Origin of the sequence: Pseudomonas sp. NFPP28 (genome assembly GCF_900115535.1) — a bacterium.
Taxonomy (GTDB): Bacteria; Pseudomonadota; Gammaproteobacteria; order Pseudomonadales; family Pseudomonadaceae; genus Aquipseudomonas; species Aquipseudomonas extremorientalis.
Genome location: NZ_FOWT01000012.1, coordinates 150,553 through 174,011, shown reverse-complemented (window position 1 = coordinate 174,011; position 23,459 = coordinate 150,553). Strand labels below are relative to the sequence as shown.

The window sequence follows — 23,459 nt, the reverse complement described above, 5'->3', positions numbered from 1 at the left end:
GCAGAAACAATGTGGGAGGGGGCTTGCCCCCGATAGCAACACACCAGCCAACAGATTCATTGGCTGGCCTACCGCTATCGGGGGCAAGCCCCCTCCCACATGGGGTCCCCATTGTTCCAGAGGCCTTAGCGTGGCCCGGAGACCACCAGCATCTGCCCAGGCTTCAGGGCCTGGCCGGTACGCGGGTTCCAGCGCTTGAGGTGTTGCATCTCGACATTGAAGCGCTTGGCGACGATGTACAGCGAGTCGCCTTTCTTGACCTTGTATTGCACCGGTTTCTTGCTGTCGGCCTTGGCCACCAGCTTGCGCGTGTCCTGCATTACCAGGGTCTGGCCGACCTTGAGGGCCTGGCCGTTGAGCTTGTTCCAGCGTTGCAGGTCATGTACGTCGACCTTATTGGCCTTGGCGATCAGCGTCAGGTTGTCGCCGGTGCGTACCTTGTAGCTGCGAGTACGCCCGGCCACCCGTGCGGTCTCGACCTCGTCGAACACCTGCTTTTTCGGACGCATCGCCAGCAATTCTTCAGGCTTCATCGTCGAAAGGGTGCTGGTCAGCAGTTGCGCCTTGGAACTGGGCACCAGCAAATGCTGCGGGCCATCCAGGGTGGTGCGTTGTTTCAGCGCCGGGTTGAGCTGGAACAGTTCGTCTTCGTCGATCTCGGCCAGCGCGGCAACCCGTGACAGGTCCATGCTCTGCTTGACTTCCACCACTTCGAAGTAAGGTTGGTTGGCAATCGGGTTCAGGTTGACGCCGTAGGCCTCGGGTGCCAGCACCACCTGGGACAGCGCCAGGAACTTGGGCACGTAGTCCTTGGTTTCCTGGGGCAGGGGCAGGTTCCAGTAGTCGGTCGGCAGGCCGAGCTTCTCGTTGCGCTCGATGGCCCGGCTCACCGTGCCTTCGCCGGCGTTATAGGCGGCCAGGGCCAGCAGCCAGTCGCCGTTGAACATGTCATGCAGGCGGGTCAGGTAGTCGAGGGCGGCGGTGGTGGAGGCGGTGATGTCGCGACGGCCATCGTAGGCACGGGTCTGGCGCAGGTTGAAGTAGCGCCCGGTGGAGGGGATGAACTGCCAGAGGCCGACCGCATCGCTGCGCGAATAGGCCATCGGATTGTAGGCACTTTCAATCACTGGCAGCAGCGCCAGCTCCAGGGGCATGTTGCGTTCTTCGAGACGTTCGACGATGTAGTGAATGTAGAGGCTGCCGCGTTCTCCGGCATTCTCCAGGAAGGACGGGTTGCTGGCGAACCACAGGCGCTGTTGCTCGATACGCGGGTTGACACCTAGACCCTCCTGCAGTTGAAAGCCCCGGCGCATGCGTTCCCAAACATCCTGGGGTACGTCGGGAGCCGGTTTTTCTGAAAGCCAGATAACGGGTTTCTGTTTGATTTTGGCGGTGAGGTTTGGCTTGGGTTGCACGGTGGATTGTGCGGTGAAATTGCTTGATTGGCAGCCCGCCAGTGTGGCGGACACAGCCACCGCCACAGCTTGAGCCAGGCGGGTCAATGCGTCTGAATGGTTGGATTTACGAATAGATGACGACATTGGCTGGAAGTAAGTTCCGGGCAAAAATGTCGGGCGATTCTAGAAACCCGTTGGGTTCCGGTCAACCATTCAGAAATTGCGTATCAGATTGCTTCCCTTTAGAACTTATCTTTCCAAGCCCTCAAGCTAGCAAACACCTCGGCCCCAGAGCGGTTGTCACGGCCATTCCGTTCGTCCGCTTTTTGTTTAACGGATGTTTCAGAGGTACGCAGAAAGGGGTTGGTCAGCTTTTCCAGGGCCAGGTTGGAAGGCAGCGTGATCTCGCCTCTGGCCCGCAGTTGGCGTACGTTCTCCACTCGTTCGGCTATATCTGTGTTGTCCGGTTCCACAGCTTGGGCGAACTTGAGGTTACTCTGCGTGTATTCGTGGGTGCAGTACACCAGGGTATCGGCGGGCAGGGCGGCCAGGCGCTCGAGGGAGCTGTGCATCTGTTCCGGCGTGCCTTCGAACAGGCGCCCGCAACCGGCGGCGAACAGGGTGTCGCCACACAACAGCACGCCCGGGTGATAAAAGGCGATATGGCCCAGGGTATGGCCGGGAACGCTATAGATGTCGAAGTCCCAGCCGAGTACCGTGATGCGGTCGTTATCGTGCAACGCCACGTCCCGCGCCGGGATCTTCTCGTTGGCCGGGCCGTAGACCTTGGCGTCGGTCTCACGCTTGAGCTGTTCGACACCGCCGACGTGATCGTGGTGATGGTGGGTGATCAGGATGTCGCTGAGGCTCCAGCCAGGGTTCTGTTCGAGCCAGGCCAGCACGGGCGCGGCATCGCCGGGGTCGACCACGGCGCAGCGTTGGGTGCGAGGGTCCTGTAACAACCAGATGTAGTTATCGGTGAAGGCGGGCAGGGCACTGATCTGTATCATTCTTCGATTCGCCAAGCTGAACACATTGGTGCATCTTAGAACGTCTAGGCGAGTTGGAGAATGCAATGACTGATAAAGCGTTCGCCCAGGCCGATCCTGAGTGGCTGGCCCTGATCGGCGCGGCCCGCGAGTGGCTGTCCGGTCCCATCGGGCAATTTCTGCTGGACGAAGAACGGCGCATGCTCGAAGACGAGCTGGGCCGGTTCTTTGGTGGCTATCTGGTGCACTACGGCCCCTCGGCCGAAACGCCGCCCTGCGCGCCGCAGGTGCAACGCAATGTTCGCCTGGGGGCACCGTTGCCAGGCGTGGAGATCGTGTGCGAGGAACAGGCCTGGCCGTTGAGCGAGCATGCTGCCGATGTAGTGGTGTTGCAGCACGGGCTGGATTTCTGCCTGTCGCCCCACGGCTTGTTGCGCGAGGCGGCGAGCAGCGTACGGCCCGGTGGCCATTTGCTGATCGTGGGGATCAACCCCTGGAGCAGTTGGGGCCTGCGCCATGTGTTCGCCCATGACGGCCTGCGCCAGGCGCGCTGCATCTCGCCGCAGCGGGTGGGCGACTGGCTGAACCTGCTGGGCTTCGCGCTGGAGAAACGCCGCTTCGGGTGCTATCGTCCGCCGCTTGCGTCGACCAAGTGGCAGGGCCGCCTGGCCGGCTGGGAACGCCGGGCCGGCGCCTGGCAATTGTCCGGTGGCGGCTTTTACCTGCTGGTGGCGCGCAAGATCGCGGTCGGGCTGCGCCCGTTGCAGCAGGTGCGCCGCGAGCCGATGGGCAAGCTGGTGCCATTGCCGATGGCCAAGGTCAACCGCAAGCAAAGCGATGCGTAATCCTCTTTTTGAATTGATACCGAGCAACCGATGACCGATAGCGTAGAACTCTTCACCGATGGCGCCTGCAAGGGCAACCCGGGCCCCGGCGGCTGGGGCGCGTTGCTGGTGTGCAAGGGCGTGGAGAAGGAGTTGTGGGGCGGTGAGGCCAACACCACCAACAACCGCATGGAGCTGATGGGCGCCATTCGTGGCCTGGAAGAACTCAAGCGCCGCTGCAATGTGCTGCTGGTGACCGACTCGCAATACGTGATGAAGGGCATCAACGAGTGGATGGTCAACTGGAAGAAGCGCGGGTGGAAAACCGCCGCCAAGGAACCGGTGAAAAATGCCGACCTGTGGCAATTGCTCGATGAGCAATGCAATCGCCATGACATCACCTGGAAATGGGTACGCGGCCACATCGGCCATCCCGGCAACGAGCGTGCTGACCAGTTGGCCAACCGTGGCGTGGATGAAGTGCGGGGCTACAAGCAGAGTTGAAGGCGACTCACGTGGTAACATCGCGCCCTTTGAAATACACCAAACCGTTGAGAGCTGAACCCTGATGGCCATCCGATCTGTTGTACTCGATACCGAAACCACCGGCATGCCGGTGACCGACGGTCACCGGATCATTGAAATCGGCTGTGTCGAATTGATGGGGCGTCGCCTGACCGGCCGTCACTTCCACGTCTACCTGCAACCGGACCGCGACAGTGACGAAGGCGCAATCGCCGTCCACGGCATCACTGACGAATTTCTCAAGGGCAAGCCGCGCTTCGCCGAAGTCGCCGATGAGTTCTTCGAATTCATCAACGGTGCCCAGTTGATCATCCATAACGCGGCGTTTGACGTCGGCTTCATCAATAACGAGTTTGCCCTGATGGGGCAGACCGATCGCGCGGACATTTCCCGGCACTGCTCGATCCTCGATACCCTGATGATGGCCCGTGAGCGCCACCCGGGTCAGCGCAACAGCCTCGACGCCCTGTGCAAACGTTATGGCGTCGACAACTCCGGCCGTGAGCTCCACGGCGCCTTGCTCGACTCCGAGATTCTCGCTGACGTCTACCTGACCATGACCGGCGGGCAGACCAGCCTGTCCCTGGCGGGCAACGCCTCCGATGGCAGCGGTTCGGCGGAAGGCTCGGGCAACCGTCCTTCGGAAATCCGCCGACTGCCGGCTGATCGCAAGCCGACCACTATCATCCGCGCCAGCGAACAGGACCTCGCGGAACACGCGGCTCGGCTCGAAGCGATCGCCAAATCGGCGGGCGCGCCGGCATTATGGACCCAACTGACCCAGCAATAACCCCTGGCTGAACTCGATTGGAACTGTGGGGGGGGCTTGCTCCCGATAGGGGCAGGCCAGTCGAAACCTGTGTTGACTGATGTACCGTTATCGCGGGCAGGCCCCCTCCCACAATTGATTTCAATTGCCTGTCAATCTTCATTCGCGTCATGGCCGCCAAGCTTCTACCCTTGAGTGCATAGCCCTCAGGACGACAAGCACACATGTATAAAGACCTGAAGTTTCCCGTCCTGATCGTGCACCGCGACATCAAGGCCGACACCGTTGCCGGTGACCGGGTCCGAGGCATCGCCCGGGAGTTGGAGCAAGAGGGCTTTTCTATATTTTCCGCGGTGGACTACGCCGAAGGCAGGCTGGTGGCGTCTACCCATCATGGCCTGGCGTGCATGTTGATCGCCGCCGAAGGCGCTGGCGAAAACACCCACCTTCTACAGAACATGGTCGAGCTGATCCGCCTGGCGCGGCTGCGGGCGCCCAACCTGCCGATCTTTGCCCTGGGGGAGCAAGTCACCCTGGAAAACGCGCCTGCCGACGCCATGAGCGAACTCAACCAGTTACGCGGCATCCTGTATCTGTTCGAAGACACCGTGCCGTTTCTCGCCCGGCAAGTCGCCCGTGCGGCACGTACGTATCTGGATGGTCTGTTGCCGCCATTCTTCAAGGCGCTGGTGCAGCACACGGCTGATTCGAACTATTCCTGGCACACACCGGGCCATGGCGGCGGTGTGGCCTATCGCAAAAGCCCGGTGGGGCAAGCGTTCCACCAGTTCTTCGGGGAAAACACACTGCGCTCGGATCTATCGGTCTCGGTGCCCGAGCTGGGTTCGCTGCTGGATCACACCGGGCCGCTGGCCGAAGCCGAAGCCCGTGCTGCGCGTAACTTTGGCGCCGACCATACGTTCTTCGTCATCAACGGCACCTCCACCGCCAACAAAATCGTCTGGCATTCCATGGTCGGGCGCGATGACCTGGTGCTGGTGGACCGCAACTGTCACAAGTCGGTGCTGCATTCGATCATCATGACCGGCGCCATCCCGCTGTACCTGTGCCCGGAGCGCAACGAACTGGGGATCATCGGTCCGATTCCCCTGAGCGAGTTCAGCCCCGAGTCGATCCGCGCCAAGATCGACGCCAGTCCCTTGACCCGTGGCCGCCCGCCGAAAGTGAAAATGGCGGTGGTCACCAATTCCACCTACGACGGCCTGTGCTACAACGCCGAGCTGATCAAGCAGCAATTGGGTAACAGCGTCGAGGTGCTGCATTTTGACGAGGCCTGGTACGCCTACGCGGCGTTTCATGAGTTCTTCGCCGGGCGCTACGGCATGGGCACCTCGCGCACGGCGGACAGCCCGCTGGTGTTTACCACTCACTCCACCCACAAACTGCTGGCAGCTTTCAGCCAGGCTTCGATGATCCATGTGCAGGACGGCGGTGCCCGCCAACTGGACCGTGACCGTTTCAACGAGGCGTTCATGATGCATATCTCCACATCGCCGCAATACAGCATCATTGCCTCCCTGGACGTGGCTTCGGCAATGATGGAAGGCCCGGCCGGGCGTTCGCTGTTGCAGGAGATGTTTGATGAGGCGCTGAGCTTCCGCCGCGCCCTGGCCAATCTGCGCCAGCATATCGCCGCCGAGGACTGGTGGTTTTCCATCTGGCAGCCACCGTCGGTGGCGGGGATCGACAAGGTCGCCACCGCGGATTGGTTATTGCATCCCCAGGATGACTGGCATGGCTTCGGTGATGTAGCCGAGGACTACGTGCTGCTCGACCCGATCAAAGTGACCCTGGTAATGCCCGGTCTCAATGCCGGCGGTGCCTTGAGCGATTGCGGGATCCCGGCGGCGGTGGTCAGCAAGTTCCTCTGGGAGCGTGGCCTGGTAGTGGAAAAGACCGGGCTGTATTCCTTCCTCGTGCTGTTCTCCATGGGCATTACCAAAGGTAAATGGAGTACCTTGCTCACCGAATTGCTGGAATTCAAGCGCAGTTACGACGCCAATATCAGCCTGGCCAGTTGTTTGCCGTCGGTGTTTGCCCAAGGGCCGACGCGCTACCAAAGCCTGGGCTTGCGCGACCTGTGTGACCAGTTGCACAGCTGTTATCGCAGCAACGCCACGGCCAGGCATTTGAAGCGCATGTACACCGTATTGCCGGAAATCGCGATGAAGCCCGCCGACGCCTACGACCAATTGGTGAGGGGCGAAGTGGAGGCGGTTTCCATCGACGCCTTGCCAGGACGCATCGCAGCCGTGATGCTGGTGCCTTATCCGCCCGGCATTCCGTTGATCATGCCGGGCGAGCGCTTTACCGAGTCGACGCGCTCGATCATCGACTACCTGGCGTTTGCCCGGACGTTCGATAGCAGTTTCCCCGGTTTTGTCGCCGATGTTCATGGGTTGCAACACGAGGATGATGGCAGCGGTCGTTGTTACACCGTCGATTGCATCAAGGGTTAAGGATGTTTATGCAGGCTGTAATGAACCCGAAGTATCCCGGACTCAGTGTGCGGGTCGCAGATGAAGGCTTTGATGCCTATGTGTGGGGCAATGACTTCAGCTTTGAGGTCAGCGCCTACGGTGAGCCGCAGATGGGCAAGCGGGTCGATCAATGGCCCGTGGAGCGTATCTTGCCGTACCGCAAGTGCTACGGCATTGACCCTGAGGAGTTCGCCAGTTTCCGTGACGCGCCCGACAGTGCGATCTTCATGGCCTACCTGGACGACCGGGCGGTGGGGCACATCGTGGTCAGCACCAACTGGAACGGCTTTGCCCATGTCGACGAGTTGGCGGTGGCCTTGCCTGCGCGCCGCCACGGAGTAGCCAAGGCGTTGCTGGATGTGGCGCAGTTCTGGAGTCGCAAGAAAAACCTCCCCGGCATGATGCTCGAAACCCAGAACAACAACCTCGGTGCCTGCCGCTTGTACGAGCGTTGCGGCTATGTGATGGGCGGCATCGACCATCTGCGCTATCGCGGTATCGACCCGCAGACCCGCGAAGTGGCGATATTCTGGTATCGGTTGTTCAAGAGCGAAGCCGGCAACGCTTAACCCGCCAACAAACCCTCGGCCTTCTGCGTCACGATCTCCAGCAGCGCATTCAGCGCCGGGGAGGTCGGGCCATCCTTGAGGGTCAGCGCATACAGGCTGATCATGATCGGTGGCGACACCGGGCACGCATCCAGCCCGGCCTCGCGGGCTCCGAACGCGGTGAACGGGTCGACCACCGCCAGGCCTTCGCCTGCTTCCACCATGCTGCGCATCATCTGGTAGGTCTGCACCCGCGTCTGCACCACCGGCAGCGGGCGCAAGGCTTGCAGCTTGGCGTCCAGCAGGCGGCTGAGCGGGTCCTGGCCCTCCAGGCCGATCATCGATTGTCCGGCGAGGTCCTGCAGCGCAATGTACTTCTGCTTGGGTTTGAGCCAACCATGGGGGGCCAGCAGTTGCAGCTTGCCCTGGGCGAGTACGGTGCAGTGGATCTGCGGGTGCTCCGGGTCATGCAGGCTCAAACCCACGTCGGCTTCGTGCAGCAGCAGGCTCCTGATGATCTCCCGGGTGGGTTGGCTCGACAGGTTGCAGGGCGTGTCCTGGAAGCGTCGGCGCAGCACCGCAATACTGTGCGGCAACAGCTGATTGGCCAGCGGCGGTGTGCAGAGCACGCGCAGGGCAGGGGCATGATGGTTTTTCAGGCGGCTGGCCAGGCGTTGCACCGGCTCCAGGGCCTCATACACATGGGCAATTTCCGCCTGCAGTTCCAGGGTTTCCCGGGTAGCTTGCAAACGCCCGCGCACACTGGCGAACAACATGAAGCCGAGCTGTTGCTCGGCGTCCTTGAGCGCCGCGTCCACATCGCCCACGGGAAGTTGCAACCACTCGGCGGCCGTGCCGAGGTGTCCGGTCTGCAAGATGGCCTGAATCACTTCGATATGACGTAAACGCATCGCCGGAGTCTATGTGCAGCGCGCCGGGTATTCAATAGAATGGCTTCGCTGATCATTAACGACCAAAGCCGGCTGCCGGCATTAACAACAAAAACAGGTCTGGTCTCACATGCCTCTACCCTCGATATTCCTCGGGGTAACGGTCAAGCAACTGCTGGTCCTGGTGACCGTAGGGTGCGTGGCTGCTTATCTCTTCAACAGTCAAAACGAAACCGCGCCGGAAAACCTGGCACTTGAAGCGTTTATCCGTTCCCAGGAACAGGTCATCGAACAGGTGGGGGCGGTGTTGGGTATTGAACTGCTCAGGCAGGTGGTGGCGCACCCAGGCTACAACACGGCGGGCTACCAGCGTTCCATGTTCGCGGTGGAGGGTGAGCGGGGGCGATTGGTGGTGACCGTGAAGAAGGTCGAGGGCGAGCAGGGCATTGAAGTCACCGAGATCCGTCGCCCGTGATCACCCCAGCCCAGTCAACGCCGTCAATGGCCAGGACTGAGCAGGTGGATAAGGCGGGATCTTATGACGCGAGGGTGGTTTGCGATTCGCGCACGAGAATGGTGCCCGACTGGATCAGCTTGAATTCGTCGCCTTCCAGTTTCTCTACACGGTCGCCAATGGCCAGCTTGTAGGTAATGGTAGGTGCCGAGCCAGCCAGGTCGCCTTGCGCCGGGTTGGATTCCTGGAACTCATGCACCGAATACACGCGTCCCTCTGCGTCTCTGGCATGAAACTGTCCGACTAGTACTGCTGCCATCTGTTTAGAACCTCTGGAGATAAACACTCGATTTGCGGTTCTGTAGACCGTCATGGAGCTGGGTAGTTTACTTACGGAATAAAAATACTATTCGCCGATGTTTTCAGATGCTTCCTACATGATGCTGCGCAATGCAGGTGCCCGCAGGATTATCAAAAACCTTCTGGTGAACCCATCGCGAAGACTTTATAACTACAAGCTCCTTTAGTCAGACGTCGGGAAGCCCCAATGAGCAAGGTCTACACCATCGCCGTCGTGGTCGGCAGCTTGAGAAAAGACTCGATCAACCGCAAGGTTGCCCTGGCATTGGCTGAACTGGCCCCTGCCAACCTGAAGTTGAACATTGTGGAAATTGGCGATTTGCCGCTCTACAACGAAGACATTGACGGAGCATCACCGCCGGCAGCCTACAGTACTTTCCGCAAACAGGTGAGCTCATCCGACGCGGTGTTATTCGTGACCCCGGAATACAACCGCTCCGTCCCGGCCCCGTTGAAGAATGCCATCGACGTGGGTTCCCGGCCGTACGGGCAGAGCGCCTGGAGTGGCAAGCCGGGGGCGATCATCAGCGTATCGCCGGGTGCGATTGGCGGGTTTGGCGCCAACCATCACCTGCGCCAGTCCCTGGTATTCCTCGATGTGCCGTGCATGCAGCAGCCGGAGGCCTACCTGGGCGGCGCGGGCAGTGTGTTCGATGAGGCGGGCAAGGTGTCCGAGAAGACCAGACCGTTCCTGCAGGCCTTCATCGATGCCTACGGTACATGGGTCGAAAAACAGCTCGCTTGATCGGGCAATCAGGTCCAGCAGTGGGAGCAAGCTCCCACGCTGGGTTCAGCGCAGCCAGTTGGTGCGTGCCAGTTCGATCACCTCATCGCCACGCCCACTCATCACCGCCTTGAGCATGTACAGGCTGAACCCCTTGGCCTGTTCCAGCTTGATCGTCGGCGGCATCACCAATTCCTGAGTGGCGGTGACCACATCCACCAGCACCGGGCCGTCATGGGCCAGGGCGCGGCGCAGGGCCGGTTCCAGGTCTTCGGATTGCTCCACGCGAATGCCTAGGATGCCCATGGCGTTGGACATGGCGGCGAAATCCGGGTTTTTCAGCTCGGTGCCGGCGTCCAGGTAGCCCGCCGCCTTCATTTCCATGGCGACAAAGCCCAGGGACGAGTTATCGAATACGATGACTTTGACTGGCAGCTTCAGTTGCGCCAGCGAGATAAAGTCGCCCATCAGCATGGCGAAACCGCCGTCACCCGACATCGAGATCACCTGGCGATTCGGGAATGCCGCCTGCGCACCAATGGCCTGGGGCATGGCATTGGCCATCGAACCATGGTTGAACGAACCGATCAGGCGGCGCTTGCCGTTCATCTTCAAATAGCGCGCTGCCCACACGGTGGGAGAGCCGACATCGGCGGTGAAGATCGCATCGTCATCCGCCAACTCACTGAGCAGGCGTGCCACGTACTGTGGGTGAATCGGCCGGTTGGCTTTCGACGGCTGGGCCAGGTCGTCCAGCCCTTGACGGGCTTTTTCATAATGCTTCAAGGACGTTTCGAGAAAGCTGCGATCAGTCTTGCGCGTTAACCTTGGCAGCAGCGCCGCGACGGTTTCGCTGACGTCGGCGGCAATACCCAGGTCCAGCGTGGCACGTCGACCGAGTGCCTGTGGGTTGCGGTCGACCTGGATGATCTTGGCGTCGGTGGGGTAGAACTGGCGGTAAGGGAAATCGGTGCCGAGCATGATCAGCGTGTCGCAGTCGAGCATGGCGTGGTAGCCGGAGCTGAAACCGATCAGGCCGGTCATGCCGACGTCGAACGGGTTATCCCACTCCACATGCTCCTTGCCACGTAGCGCGTGTACCACGGGGGCGCCCAGTGCGTCGGCGAGGGCGACCACTTGATCATGGGCTCCGGCACACCCACTGCCGCACAGCAGGGTGACCTTGCGGCTGTTTTCGAGGATATCGGTGAGGCGTTGCAGGTCCTGTTCCGCTGGCAGCGTACGCGGTGCATGCAGGGCGGGCCACGGCTTGAGTTTGTCCTCGACCTCCAGCAGCGATACATCGCCCGGTATGACCACCACGGCCACGCCGCGATTGAGGATCGCCGAACGCATGGCGCGATGCAGTACCTGGGGCATCTGCTCGGGGTTGGTGACCAGCTCGATAAAGTGGCTGCATTCCTTGAACAGTTCCTGGGGATGGGTTTCCTGGAAGTAGTTCAGGCCAATCTCTGAAGATGGAATTTGCGCGGCAATCGCCAGCACCGGCACATGGTTGCGATGGCAATCGAACAGTCCGTTGATCAAATGCAGGTTGCCCGGCCCGCAACTGCCAGCGCACACCGTCAGCTCGCCAGTAGCAGCCGCTTCGGCACCGGCGGCGAACGCCGCCACTTCTTCGTGGCGCACGTGCATCCACTCGATGCTGTCCATGGTGCGCAGCGCGTCGGTGAGGCCGTTGAGGCTGTCGCCGGTCAGGCCCCAGATGCGCTTGATGCCCGCCTGTTCAAGGGTGGTCGCCAATTGCTGGGCCAGGTTGATTTTCGCCATGAAGAACTCCAATCGTCAGTGAGGTTAAAAACTGCTGATCAATAGGGGACAGTTCGATCACGGCGAATGCTCCGCCTTTAATGTGAAGATTGCGTCATGGCCGCGCGGTATTGCCGGGTGCGCCGGGCCAGAAACCATTGGTCACGCACCAGCGCCATGCAAGGTGCGACGTGGGTCTTGGGCAGATGGCCGCGGCTGAGGCGGCGCATCTGGTAGCGCACCACGGCGAGAATGGCCAGGGATGCCAGGGGCTTGCGCTTCCAGTCGATGGGTTTGAGTTGCGGGTTGGGGTCGCGGCCTTCGCGCCAGTGCTGGATCAGTTGCGGTTCCAGCGTCAGGGCGGTGGCGATGCCGGCCATGGCGATACCGCTGTCGAGCACTTGTTGCACGATGGGCAGGCGACGGATGCCGCCGGTGACCATGACGGGCATCTGGGCAATGGCGGCGACTTCGCTGGCGAATTCGAGGAAATACGCCTCCCGGGCCAGGGTCCGGCCGTCCCGTGCTTCGCCTTGCATGGCCGGTGCTTCATAGCTGCCGCCGGACAATTCCAGCAGGTCGATGGACAGCGGATTGAGCATCTCGACCACGGCGCGTGCATCCGCTTCTTCGAACCCACCGCGCTGGAAATCAGCGGAGTTGAGTTTGACCGACACACAAAACGACGGGCTGACACTGGTGCGGACCGCACGGATCACGTCCAGGAGCAGGCGTGCACGGTTCTCCAGTGAACCGCCCCAGCGATCCGTACGTTGGTTGCTCAACGGCGACAGGAATTGGCTGAGCAAGTAGCCGTGTGCGCCGTGGATCTGTACGCCGGTAAAACCGGCTTTCTCGGCCAGGCGGGCGCTGGTGGCGAAGCGCTGGATCACGTCCTGGATGTCGGCCTCGGTCATGGCCTTGGGCGTGGCAAACATCTTCGAGAAACCGCCGAGGTCGAGCGCCACGGCGGACGGTGCAATGGCCTGCTGGCGCAGGTTGGCGGGTGTCTGGCGCCCAGGATGGCTGAGTTGCACCCAGAAGTGCACGTTCTTGCGCCGCGCCACGTCGGCCCATTCGCGAAAGCGCTGCAGTTGCTGCTCGTCCTCAAGGGCAACGCCGCCGGGGCCGGTCATGGCGCGGCGGTCGACCATCACGTTGCCGCTGATCAACAGGCCCGGCTCGCCATCGGCCCAGGCCGTGTAGAGCTGCTTCAGCTCGGGGGAGGGCGCTTGCCGGGCGTCCGCCATGTTCTCTTCCATCGCCGCCTTGGCGATACGGTTGGAAAGGACTTGGCCATTGGGCAGTTGCAGGGTTTCAAAGGGCGACATGAGTTGACTCCTGAGCAGGGGAAGCCTCAGGCTAAGCTTAAAGGTAACTTTAAGGTCAAGCAGGTAGTTCGATGAATATTGGAGAACTGGCAAAACAGAGTGGGCTGGCGGCGTCGCGTATCCGGTTCTATGAGGCGCAGGGCCTGATCAGCCAAGTGGGGCGGCAGGCCAATGGCTATCGACGCTATGCACCCGAAGCATTGCAGACCCTGCAATTGATCCAGAGCGCGCAACAGGCCGGGTTCACCTTGCAGGAACTCAAGGCGTTGATGCCCGCGCCAGGGGAGCACAAGCGTGAGGCGTTGCTTGAAGCGCTGGAGCGCAAGGTGGAGCAGATTGAGGCCATGCAGGCGCAGTTGGCCCACAGCAAGGCGCAACTACTGGGTGTGATCGAGGCAGTGCAGGCGCAGCCGGAAGGGGTGCCGTGTTCGATGGGGCAGAAGCAGGTGCTGGCGTCGATCAAGACCGGTCTACAGAGCAAGTAGATGCCAATGTGGGAGGGGGCTTGCCCCCGATAGCAGAGGGCCAGTCAACAGATTCATTGACTGATCCACCGCCATCGGAGGCAAGCCCCCTCCCACCTTTGATACTCAGCGCCGGCGGAACAACGGCAACGGCTCATCCGTTGCCGCCTGGTACGTCACCGAGAAGTCCTTGAGGCTCTCCAGTGCTTCGTACGGGTCTTTATCGGCGCGCAGGGCGAAGGCATCGAACCCGCAGCGGCGCAGGTAGAACAGCTGGTCGCGCAGCACGTCGCCAATCGCACGCAACTCCCCCTTGTAACCGTAGCGGTCACGCAGCAGGCGCGCATTGGAGTAGTTGCGACCGTCGGTGAAGGCCGGGAAGTTCAGGGCGATGACCTGGAAGTGTTCCACGTCGTCGCCGATCTCCTCGGCTTCTTCATCGGCGTCCAGCCACACACCCAGGCCGCCGTCGCGGGCCTTGAGGGCGTGGCCGTGTTCGCGCCACAGGGCCAACGGCACGATCAGGTCGTCGCAGTTGGAAATGCCGTCGAAGCTCGCGTCCTTGGGCAGCAGGTGCCAGGTTTCGTCGAGGACTTCGTTGTTCTTAATGATTCGCTGCATAGACGCGCTCCTTGAACAGGTCGATGCCGATGCGCTGGTAGGTGTCGATGAAGCGCTCATCTTCGGTGCGCTGTTCGATGTACACGTCGATCAGCTTGCCGATCACCTCGGGCATGGCTTCCTGGGCGAAGGATGGGCCAAGGATCTTACCCAGACTCGCATCGCGGCTGGCGCTGCCACCCAGGGACACTTGGTAGAATTCTTCGCCTTTCTTGTCCACGCCCAGGATGCCGATGTGGCCGACGTGGTGGTGACCACAGGCGTTCATGCAGCCGGAGATGTTCAGGTCCAGCTCGCCGATGTCGAACAGGTAGTCCAGGTCGTCGAAACGGCGCTGGATCGATTCGGCGATCGGGATCGACTTGGCGTTGGCCAGGGAGCAGAAATCGCCGCCCGGGCAGCAGATGATGTCGGTCAGCAGGCCAATGTTCGGCGTGGCGAAACCGCCTTCGCGCAGCTCGCCCCACAGAGTGAACAACTGGCTCTGCTCAACGTCCGCGAGAATGATGTTCTGCTCGTGGGAGGTGCGCAGTTGACCGAAGCTGTAGCGCTCGGCCAGGTCGGCGACGGCGTCCAGCTGTTTGTCGGTAATATCGCCCGGCGCTACGCCGGTAGGTTTCAACGACAAGGTCACCGCCACATAACCCGGCTTTTTGTGCGCCAGAGTATTGCGGGCACGCCAGCGGGCGAAGCCTGGATGTTCTTTATCCAGCGCGGCGAACTCGGCGTCCTGATTGCTCAAGACCTTGTACTCAGGGTCGACGAAGTGCTTGGCCACACGATGCACTTCAGCTTCGGTCAGGGTGGTCTGGCCGCCGCGCAGGTGTTCCATCTCGGCATCGACTTTCTGGGCGAAGACCTCTGGGGTCAGCGCCTTGACCAGGATCTTGATCCGGGCCTTGTACTTGTTGTCTCGACGGCCGTAGCGGTTGTAGACCCGCAGGATCGCGTCGAGGTAGCTCAACAGGTCCTGCCATGGCAGGAATTCATTGATAAATGCGCCGACCACCGGGGTACGGCCGAGGCCGCCGCCCACCAGTACGCGGAAGCCCAGCTCGCCGGCCGCGTTGTACACCGGCTCCAGGCCGATATCGTGCACTTCGATGGCCGCGCGGTCTGAGGTCGAGCCATTGATGGCGATCTTGAACTTGCGCGGCAGGTAGGCGAATTCGGGGTGGAAGGTGGTCCACTGACGCACGATTTCACACCACGGGCGTGGGTCGATCAGCTCGTCGGCGGCGACACCGGCGAATTGGTCGGTGGTCACGTTGCGCAGGCAGTTACCGCTGGTCTGAATGGCGTGCATCTGCACGGTGGCCAGCTCGGCCAGGATATCCGGCACGTCTTCCAGGGCCGGCCAGTTGAACTGTACGTTCTGGCGGGTACTGATGTGGGCGTAGCCTTTGTCGTAGTCGCGGGCAATCTTGGCCATCATGCGTACCTGGCGCGACGTCAGTTGGCCATAAGGCACGGCCACCCGCAGCATCGGCGCAAAGCGCTGAACATAAAGGCCATTTTGCAGGCGCAGAGGGCGGAACTCTTCTTCGCTCAGTTCACCTGCCAGATAGCGTCGGGTCTGATCACGGAACTGCTTGACGCGGTCCTCGATGATGCGCTGATCGTATTCGTCGTATACGTACATATAGGTCCTGTTCTCGGCAAATCTGCGCGCACGGCCGCGCACTCCCAACGGAGCCGGCGCACGATACCAGTTTGCGTTTATGCGCAAAAGTGATGTTTGAGTATATGCAAATAACCAAATTGACTAATGAGAACCGTTATCGCCATACCCACATTTGTCATGCGGGCAATCGTCGACTTTACTGTGAGCGTGTTTAAGCGTTATCTCCTATAAAACCGACAAGAGGCGATGCGATGAGCAATCCGACAAAAGCCCGTAAACCTGACAGTACCGTTGATGCCTGGGCCATTCTGTTTCTGATCATCCTGGTGGTGGGAACCGCCGTATTCTGGGTGAGTCACCAGTAAAGCGCCTCGATTGACTGTCGCCTTGCCACTATCCATGGCGGTCAATGTTCAAGGCTTGATAACCCTATCGAAGGTGCTGATTGCGTGTGTGTGGTTGCTGGGATCGGCGTATGGGGCCATGGCCCATGCCACGTCGGTGGTGTTTCTCAACCCGGGCATGTCGACGGAAACCTTCCGGGTCAGCTACGCGCAATTCATGCAGGCCGGTGCCAAGGACCTCGGCCTGCATCTGCGCGTGCGCTATGGATCGCCAGCATGGTCAGCGATGATGAACAGGCCGGCTACCTGATGCTCACAGGTCTGCTACGTCTGCACGGTCCCGTTGCCGCAGGCCAATCCATCGAACTGCTGGCGTTCTCCGGCACCAAGACCACTCCGGCTGCGCAGTTGCGTGAACAGGGCCTGCGCCGCGCTTGGCCGAGCACCTCGAGGTGCGCCTGCGTCATTTGGTCTATGGCGATGCAGGCCTTTCAACAGAGCGGGCGAGTGCCTGGCAAGGACGTACTGTTCAGCGCCGTCAACAGCTCGCCGGCTATCTTGCAGGCACGCTTGGATGGTCGCCTGAGTACGCTGGTCGCAGGCCATTTCACCCTGGGTGGTTGGGCGATGGTGTTGATCAACGATGATGCCAAGGGCGTGAATATCGACGCCCATGGCGGGCGTGACTGCCAGGAGGCGTTGTTCCAACTGATCGATGCGACCCAGGCGCAACGCCTGCTCGGTCCGTTGGCGCCGGTGGATTTCCGCGCACTGTCAGCCGTCGGCAAGCCGGCGTCCTACCGTTACCCCTTCAGCCTGCAACTGCTGCTGCGCTAGACGCCGGCCAGGTGCAGCACCAGCTTGACGATGCCGAACAGCGTCAAGGCAAACACCGCCGTGAACAGAATGCCCAGCACCACAAAGTGGCTGGGCTTGCCGTGGGTGAAGTCGCGGGCGCGGTTCTTGCCGCTCTGCACGCCAAACGCGGCCGCCACGACGCTGTGTAGCATCTGCCAGAAGGTAGGGGGTTTGTTGTTGACTGGATCGTCCATACATCCCTCGACACAAGGTGTGTGAGGGAGAGCATAGACAATCCAGCCGGGCTTAGTTGTCGTACCCCAGGTTCGGCGCCAGCCAACGCTCGGTCACGCTCAGGTCCTGGCCTTTACGCGCGGTGTAGCTGGTCACCTGGTCCTTGTCGACCTTGCCCACGGCAAAGTACTGCGCCTGCGGGTGGGCGAAGTACCAGCCGCTGACGGCAGCCGCCGGGAACATTGCGTAGTGTTCAGTGAGGAACACACCGCTGCGGCCGGCCTGCATCTCGCGGGCCTCGGGGTCGAGCAACTGGAACAACTGGGCTTTCTCGGTGTGATCCGGGCACGCCGGGTAGCCCGGGGCAGGGCGGATGCCGCTGTATTGCTCCTTGATGAGCGCCTCGTTGTCCAGTTGCTCGTCCTTGGCATACCCCCAGTGCTCTTTACGCACCTGCTGGTGCAGCCATTCGGCGCAGGCCTCGGCCAGGCGGTCGGCCAGGGCCTTGACCATGATCGAGTTGTAGTCGTCGCCCGCGTCCTGGTAGGCCTTGGCGACTTCTTCAGCACCGATGCCGGCGGTGGTGATGAAGCCGCCGATGTAGTCGGTCACGCCGCTGTCCTTGGGCGCCACGAAGTCGGCCAGGGAGAAGTTCGGCTTGCCGTCGGTCTTGATGGTCTGCTGGCGCAGGTGGTGCAACCGGGCAATCGGCTGGCCGTCATCGCCGTAGACTTCCAGGTCATCGTCCTGCACCTGGTTGGTCGGCCAGAAGCCGAACACCGCACGGGCGCTGATGAGTTTTTCGTCGATCAGCTTCTTGAGCATCTCCTGGGCGTCGGCGTACAGCGCAGTGGCCGCTTCACCGACCACTTCATCGTCGAGGATGCGCGGGAACTTGCCGGCCAGGTCCCAGGAGATAAAGAACGGTGTCCAGTCGATGTACTCGGCCAGCACCTTGAGGTCGATATTGTCCAGCACCTTGGCGCCGGTAAAGGTCGGCACCACCGGCGTGTAGCTGCTCCAGTCGAACTGCGGCTTCTTGGCGATGGCGGCCGGGTAGCTCAGGCGTTCGGTGCGGGCGCTGCGGTTCGACGTGCGTTCGCGCACTTCCACGTACTCTTCGCGGGTGCGCTCGACAAAGCCGGCCTTGAGTTCCTTGGACAGCAACTGCGTGGCCACGCCGACCGCACGCGAAGCGTCGGTCACGTACACCACCGCATCATTGCTGTACTTGGGCTCGATCTTCACCGCCGTGTGCGCCTTGGAGGTGGTCGCACCGCCGATCATCAGCGGCAGGTGGAAGTCCTGGCGCTGCATTTCGCGGGCCACGTGCACCATCTCGTCCAGGGACGGGGTGATCAGGCCGGACAGCCCGATGATGTCGCATTTCTGCTCCTTGGCCACCTGCAGGATCTTCTCCGCCGGCACCATCACGCCGAGGTCGACGATGTCATAGCCGTTGCAACCCAGCACCACGCCGACAATGTTCTTGCCGATGTCATGCACGTCGCCCTTCACGGTGGCCATCAGGATCTTGCCCTTGGCTTCCGGCTTGTCGCCTTTTTCCAGCTCGATGAACGGGATCAAGTGGGCCACGGCCTGTTTCATGACGCGGGCGGACTTCACCACCTGGGGCAGGAACATTTTGCCCGCGCCGAACAGGTCGCCAACGATGTTCATGCCGGACATCAGCGGGCCTTCGATCACTTCAATCGGACGCGCGAACGACAGCCGGGATTCTTCGGTGTCTTCAACGATATGCGTGGTGATGCCCTTGACCAAGGCGTGTTCCAGGCGCTTGTTCACGTCCCAGCCGCGCCATTCCTCGGTCTCGGCTTCCTTGACGCTGCCGTCGCCCTTGTACTTGTCGGCGATGGCGAGGAGGGCGTCGGTGCCGTCCGGGGTGCGGTTGAGCACCACGTCTTCCACGGCGTCGCGCAGCTCGACCGGGATCTGGTCGTAGATCTCCAGTTGGCCGGCGTTGACAATACCCATGGTCAGGCCGCTGCGGATCGCATACAGCAGGAACACCGAGTGGATCGCCTCGCGCACCGGGTTGTTGCCACGGAACGAGAACGATACGTTGGACACGCCGCCGGAGGTCAGCGCGTAGGGCAGTTCGTCACGGATATAAGCGCAGGCGTTGATGAAGTCGACGGCGTAGTTGTTGTGCTCTTCGATACCGGTGGCGACCGCGAAGATGTTCGGGTCGAAGATGATGTCTTCCGGCGGGAAGCCGACTTCATTCACCAGGATGTCGTAGGAGCGTTTGCAGATCTCTTTCTTGCGCGCTTCGGTGTCGGCCTGGCCGGCTTCGTCGAAGGCCATCACCACCACGGCCGCGCCGTAGCGCTTGCACAACCTGGCGTGGTGGATGAACTGCTCGACGCCTTCCTTCATGCTGATGGAGTTGACGATCCCCTTGCCCTGGATGCACTTCAGGCCCGCCTCGATCACGTCCCACTTGGAGGAGTCGATCATGATCGGCACGCGGGAGATGTCCGGCTCACCGGCAATCAGGTTGAGGAAGGTCACCATGGCCTTCTTCGAATCGAGCATGCCCTCGTCCATGTTGATGTCGATCACCTGGGCGCCGGCTTCCACCTGCTGCAGGGCGACTTCGAGGGCCTCGGTGTAGTTGTCTTCACGGATCAGCCGGGCAAACTTGGCGGAGCCGGTGATGTTGGTGCGCTCGCCGACGTTGACGAACAGCGAACTGCGATCAATCGTGAACGGCTCCAGGCCCGACAGGCGGCACGCCTTGGGGATGTCCGGGATCACGCGTGGCGCATAACCGGCCACGGCCTTGGCGATGGCCTCGATATGGCCTGGCGTGGTGCCGCAGCAGCCGCCGACAATATTGAGGAAGCCGCTCTGGGCGAACTCTTCGATGACCTTGGCGGTTTGCGAAGGCAGTTCGTCGTACTCGCCGAATTCGTTGGGCAGGCCGGCGTTGGGGTGCGCGGACACGTGGGTGTTGGCCTTGTTCGACAACTCTTCCAGGTACGGACGCAGTTCGCTGGCGCCCAGGGCGCAGTTCAGGCCCACCGAAATCGGCTTGGCGTGGGCGACCGAGTTCCAGAACGCTTCGGTGGTCTGGCCCGACAGGGTACGACCGGAGGCGTCGGTGATAGTGCCGGAGATCATGATCGGCAGTTCGGTATTGAGCTCCTCGAACACACCTTGCACGGCGAAGATCGCGGCCTTGGCGTTGAGGGTGTCGAAAATGGTTTCGATCAGGATCAGGTCGGCGCCGCCTTCGATCAGGCCTTTGGTGGCCTCGGTGTAGTTTTCCACCAGTTCATCGAAGGTCACGTTGCGGTAACCGGGATTGTTCACGTCTGGTGACAACGAGCAGGTCCGGCTGGTCGGGCCGAGCACGCCGGCGACGAAGCGTGGCTTGGCCGGGTTCTCCAGGGTCTTGGCGTCGGCGATCTTGCGCGCCAGGCGTGCGCCTTCTACGTTCAGCTCGTAGGCCAGCTCTTCCATACCGTAGTCGGCCATGGAGATGCGGGTGGCGTTGAAGGTGTTGGTTTCGAGGATGTCGGCACCGGCATCCAGGTAGGCTTTTTCAATGCCGCCGATCACGTCCGGGCGAGTGATCACCAGCAGGTCGTTGTTACCCTTGACGTCGCTCGGCCAGTCGGCGAAACGTTTGCCACGGTAGTCTTCTTCTTCGAGCTTGTAGCTCTGGATCATCGTGCCCATACCACCGTCGAGGATCAGGATACGTTCCTTGAGGGCTTGATGAAGGGCTTGCAGACGAACGCTACGATCGGACATGGGACTACTCTGGTCAGGCATCACGGAGGGCGTGGATCATAACAAACCTGTGCGGTTTTGCAGTATGCCCGGTTTTTAGATGAATATCGCTCATGTTGCAGGGCCGTATGGCCCGGTAGAATCACCGGCAATTTTCCAGCGCACGCATTGAATCGGGACCGGATACATGTCACTTCGCCTCATCACCAGCGCCGTCCTGGCACTGGTCGCCTGCATCGCACAGGCCGACGGAGCCGCCCCGGCGATTTCGTACACCCGCGACATTCAACCGATCTTCACCGAGAAATGCGTGGCCTGCCATGCCTGCTACGACTCCGCCTGCCAGCTCAACCTGGGCAGTGCCGAGGGCGCGGCGCGTGGCGCGAGCAAAGTGCCGGTCTACGATGGCGAACGCAGCCAGGCCACGCCGACCACCCGCTTGTTCTATGACGCCTTCGGCAAACAGGCCTGGCAGCAGAAGGGCTTCTATTCGGTGCTGGACGCCCAGGGCAGCCAGGCCGCGCTGATGGCGCGCATGCTGGAGCTGGGCCACAACGCGCCGTTGCAACCCAACGCCAAGCTGCCCGAAGACATCGTGCTGGGCCTGAACCGCGAGAACATGTGCGCCATGCCCGGCGAGTTCAATGCCTATGCCGGCGCCCACCCCAGGGAAGGCATGCCGCTGGCGGTCACTGGCCTGACGGACCAGCAGTACCAGACCCTGCAACGCTGGCTTGCCTCCGGCGCGCCGATTGATGAACAAGGCCTGGCGCCCAGCGCGAAAGAAGCCCTGCAAGTGCAGCAGTGGGAAAACCTGTTCAACCAGCCCGGCGCCCGCGAAAGCCTGGTGGCGCGCTGGTTGTTCGAGCATTTATTCCTCGCGCACATCTACTTCGAGAATGGCGAGCCGGGGCATTTCTTCCAGTGGGTGCGTTCGCGCACGCCGAGTGGCCAACCGATTGACCTGATCGCTACGCGCCGTCCCAATGATGACCCCGGCACCCGCGTGTATTACCGCCTGTGGCCGGTGCAGGGCGTGATCGTGCATAAAACCCACATTACGTACCCGTTCAGCGCCGAGAAGATGGCCCGCATCAAAGAGCTGTTCTACGCCGGCAATTGGCAGGTCAACGCCTTGCCGGGCTACGGTCCGGGCCGCCGTGCCAACCCTTTTGAAACCTTCGAAGCCATCCCGGCCAAGGCGCGCTACCAGTTCATGCTGGATAACGCCGAATACTTCGTGCGTACCTTTATCCGTGGGCCGGTGTGCCGTGGGCAGATCGCCACGGATGTGATCCGCGACAATTTCTGGACCCTGTTCCAGGACCCGGACCACGACCTGTACATCACCGATGCGCGCTATCGCGGCCAGGCCACGCCGCTGCTGGCCATGCCGGGACAAAACGATGACGTGGGCAGCGTGCTCAGCCTGTGGTTGGCCTACCGCGATAAGCGCAACGAATACGAGGCGCTGCGCCGCGACAGCTACGCCGACCTGCCGCCGCCGAGTTGGTCGAGCCTGTGGGCAGGCAATGACAATGCCTTGCTGAGCATCTTCCGCCACTTCGACAGTGCCGCGGTCAACAAAGGCCTGATCGGCGAGGTGCCGCAAACGATGTGGCTGTTCGACTATCCACTGCTGGAGCGCACCTATTACCAATTGGCGGTGAATTTCGACGTGTTCGGCAATGTGTCGCACCAGGCCCAGACCCGGCTGTATTTCGACCTGATCCGCAATGGTGCCGAGCAGAACTTTTTGCGCCTGATGCCGGCCGATTCGCGTGATGGTTTCCTCGACGATTGGTACCAGAACAGCGGCAAGCTCAAGCTGTGGCTGGATTACGAGGCGATCGATGACGACAAACCCACTGGTCTGCACCTGAACAAAAACGATCCGAAGCGCGACTTTGCCAACCAGTTGCTCACCCGTTACGGCGATTTGAACGCCAGCCCGGACCCGATCAACCGCTGCAGCGGCGCCTATTGCTCTCGCGATGGGATCGACCCGGCCTTGCAGGATGCGGAGCAGGCCCTGAGCCGCCTGACCTCACGCCCAGCTGCCGGGCTCAAGGTGATTGATCAATTGCCTGAAGCGACGATGCTGCGGGTTGAAACCGCCGGTGGCAAGCGTGTGGTCTATAGCATGCTGCGCAATCGTGCCCACAGTAATGTGGCGTTTTTGCTGGGGGAGGCTTATCGCTACCAGCCGGGCCTGGATACGGTGACGATTTATCCGGGTGTGCTGAGCAGCTACCCGAACTTCATGTTCAATATTCCAGCCCAGGACGTGCCTGAGTTCGTGGCTGAAATGGAGCAGGCCAAGGATCCCAAGGGTTTCGAGAAGATTGTGGATCGGTGGGGTGTGCGGCGCAGTCATCCGTTGTTCTGGCAGTATTTCCATGATCTGTCGCGGTACATTCGTGAGACTACGCCGGTGGAAGAGGGTGTATTGGACATGAACCGCTATGAGAACCTATAACTAATGACAGTGATCCAGTCATCTCTCTGAGCGGGTGCTGAAGCGGTCGGA

19 protein-coding genes and 1 pseudogene are annotated in these 23,459 nt (G+C 61.2%); 10 read left to right on the top strand and 10 right to left on the bottom strand.

The features are described from left to right. Nucleotides 1–125: 125 nt before the first annotated feature. Both BM110_RS27600 and gloB read right to left on the bottom strand, forming a co-directional pair. Nucleotides 126–1,541, bottom strand: coding sequence for a lytic transglycosylase domain-containing protein (locus BM110_RS27600; RefSeq protein WP_092248861.1), 1,416 nt, complete (start codon nucleotides 1,539–1,541; stop codon nucleotides 126–128). Between the two features lie 98 nt (nucleotides 1,542–1,639). Then, entirely contained in the window at nucleotides 1,640–2,407 is a 768-nt protein-coding gene (gloB, locus tag BM110_RS27595; protein ID WP_092248864.1) for a hydroxyacylglutathione hydrolase, read from the bottom strand. 65 nt (nucleotides 2,408–2,472) lie between these two features. Between gloB and BM110_RS27590 the strand changes: the two genes are divergently transcribed. The 5 genes from BM110_RS27590 to BM110_RS27570 all read left to right on the top strand — a co-directional run bounded on the left by BM110_RS27590 (nucleotide 2,473) and on the right by BM110_RS27570 (nucleotide 7,574). Continuing rightward, nucleotides 2,473–3,231, top strand: a complete 759-nt coding sequence (locus tag BM110_RS27590) for a class I SAM-dependent methyltransferase (protein WP_071490683.1) — start codon at nucleotides 2,473–2,475, stop codon at nucleotides 3,229–3,231. Between the two features lie 30 nt (nucleotides 3,232–3,261). Next, entirely contained in the window at nucleotides 3,262–3,714 is a 453-nt protein-coding gene (gene rnhA / locus BM110_RS27585) for a ribonuclease HI (protein WP_003173571.1), read from the top strand. Nucleotides 3,715–3,784: 70 nt separating this feature from the next. After that, nucleotides 3,785–4,525, top strand: coding sequence for a DNA polymerase III subunit epsilon (dnaQ, locus tag BM110_RS27580; RefSeq protein ID WP_165447934.1), 741 nt, complete (start codon nucleotides 3,785–3,787; stop codon nucleotides 4,523–4,525). 203 nt (nucleotides 4,526–4,728) lie between these two features. Beyond that, nucleotides 4,729–6,984, top strand: coding sequence for an Orn/Lys/Arg family decarboxylase (locus BM110_RS27575; protein WP_071490681.1), 2,256 nt, complete (start codon nucleotides 4,729–4,731; stop codon nucleotides 6,982–6,984). 8 nt (nucleotides 6,985–6,992) lie between these two features. After that, entirely contained in the window at nucleotides 6,993–7,574 is a 582-nt protein-coding gene (locus BM110_RS27570) for a GNAT family N-acetyltransferase (RefSeq protein WP_083351445.1), read from the top strand. Here BM110_RS27570 and BM110_RS27565 read toward each other — a convergent pair. Beyond that, on the bottom strand, nucleotides 7,571–8,464 hold the full coding sequence (locus BM110_RS27565; RefSeq protein WP_092248871.1) for a LysR substrate-binding domain-containing protein: 894 nt from the start codon (nucleotides 8,462–8,464) through the stop codon (nucleotides 7,571–7,573). The genes BM110_RS27570 and BM110_RS27565 overlap by 4 nt on opposite strands. Before the next feature lie 109 nt (nucleotides 8,465–8,573). On the opposite strand from BM110_RS27565, the gene BM110_RS27560 reads away from it, so the two are divergent. Next, on the top strand, nucleotides 8,574–8,918 hold the full coding sequence (locus BM110_RS27560) for a hypothetical protein (RefSeq protein ID WP_093514532.1): 345 nt from the start codon (nucleotides 8,574–8,576) through the stop codon (nucleotides 8,916–8,918). Between the two features lie 61 nt (nucleotides 8,919–8,979). Here BM110_RS27560 and BM110_RS27555 read toward each other — a convergent pair whose 3' ends face one another. After that, the gene (locus BM110_RS27555) at nucleotides 8,980–9,216 is read right to left on the bottom strand and encodes a hypothetical protein (protein ID WP_058426290.1); all 237 of its coding nucleotides are present in this window, start codon (nucleotides 9,214–9,216) and stop codon (nucleotides 8,980–8,982) included. A 228-nt stretch (nucleotides 9,217–9,444) separates the two neighbouring features. Here BM110_RS27555 and BM110_RS27550 point away from each other — a divergent pair, with 228 nt between their 5' ends. Beyond that, a complete protein-coding gene (locus BM110_RS27550) occupies nucleotides 9,445–10,002 on the top strand; it encodes an NADPH-dependent FMN reductase (RefSeq protein ID WP_093514531.1) in 558 nt (185 codons plus the stop codon). A 45-nt stretch (nucleotides 10,003–10,047) separates the two neighbouring features. On the opposite strand, the gene poxB is transcribed toward BM110_RS27550, so the two are convergent. Together poxB and BM110_RS27540 are read right to left on the bottom strand one after the other, a co-directional pair. Further along, nucleotides 10,048–11,772: a ubiquinone-dependent pyruvate dehydrogenase gene (gene poxB, locus BM110_RS27545; protein ID WP_071490676.1), complete on the bottom strand. Its 1,725-nt coding sequence runs from the start codon at nucleotides 11,770–11,772 to the stop codon at nucleotides 10,048–10,050. A 77-nt stretch (nucleotides 11,773–11,849) separates the two neighbouring features. After that, nucleotides 11,850–13,082, bottom strand: a complete 1,233-nt coding sequence (locus tag BM110_RS27540; RefSeq protein ID WP_093514530.1) for an NADH:flavin oxidoreductase/NADH oxidase family protein — start codon at nucleotides 13,080–13,082, stop codon at nucleotides 11,850–11,852. Nucleotides 13,083–13,153: 71 nt separating this feature from the next. Between BM110_RS27540 and BM110_RS27535 the strand changes: the two genes are divergently transcribed. Continuing rightward, the gene (locus BM110_RS27535; RefSeq protein WP_093514529.1) at nucleotides 13,154–13,567 is read left to right on the top strand and encodes a MerR family transcriptional regulator; all 414 of its coding nucleotides are present in this window, start codon (nucleotides 13,154–13,156) and stop codon (nucleotides 13,565–13,567) included. 105 nt (nucleotides 13,568–13,672) lie between these two features. Here the strand turns inward: BM110_RS27535 and BM110_RS27530 are convergent, their stop codons facing one another. Further along, on the bottom strand, nucleotides 13,673–14,167 hold the full coding sequence (locus BM110_RS27530) for a DUF934 domain-containing protein (protein WP_048727764.1): 495 nt from the start codon (nucleotides 14,165–14,167) through the stop codon (nucleotides 13,673–13,675). After that, nucleotides 14,151–15,809, bottom strand: a complete 1,659-nt coding sequence (locus BM110_RS27525; protein ID WP_071490673.1) for a nitrite/sulfite reductase — start codon at nucleotides 15,807–15,809, stop codon at nucleotides 14,151–14,153. Before BM110_RS27525 ends, BM110_RS27530 begins: the two co-directional genes overlap by 17 nt. A gap of 465 nt (nucleotides 15,810–16,274) precedes the next feature. Here BM110_RS27525 and BM110_RS27520 point away from each other — a divergent pair. Next, nucleotides 16,275–16,972 (top strand): annotated as a pseudogene (locus tag BM110_RS27520) (hypothetical protein). Here BM110_RS27520 and BM110_RS27515 read toward each other — a convergent pair. Together BM110_RS27515 and metH are read right to left on the bottom strand one after the other, a co-directional pair. Then, nucleotides 16,969–17,187 carry a DUF2970 domain-containing protein gene (locus BM110_RS27515; RefSeq protein ID WP_058426282.1) on the bottom strand — a complete coding sequence of 73 codons (219 nt, stop codon included), beginning with the start codon at nucleotides 17,185–17,187 and terminating at the stop codon, nucleotides 16,969–16,971. The pseudogene BM110_RS27520 and the gene BM110_RS27515 sit on opposite strands and share 4 nt — an antisense overlap. A 52-nt stretch (nucleotides 17,188–17,239) precedes the next feature. Then, nucleotides 17,240–20,950: a methionine synthase gene (metH, locus tag BM110_RS27510; RefSeq protein WP_093514528.1), complete on the bottom strand. Its 3,711-nt coding sequence runs from the start codon at nucleotides 20,948–20,950 to the stop codon at nucleotides 17,240–17,242. 166 nt (nucleotides 20,951–21,116) lie between these two features. Here metH and BM110_RS27505 point away from each other — a divergent pair, with 166 nt between their 5' ends. After that, nucleotides 21,117–23,408, top strand: a complete 2,292-nt coding sequence (locus BM110_RS27505; protein ID WP_093514527.1) for a fatty acid cis/trans isomerase — start codon at nucleotides 21,117–21,119, stop codon at nucleotides 23,406–23,408. Nucleotides 23,409–23,459: the final 51 nt, after the last annotated feature.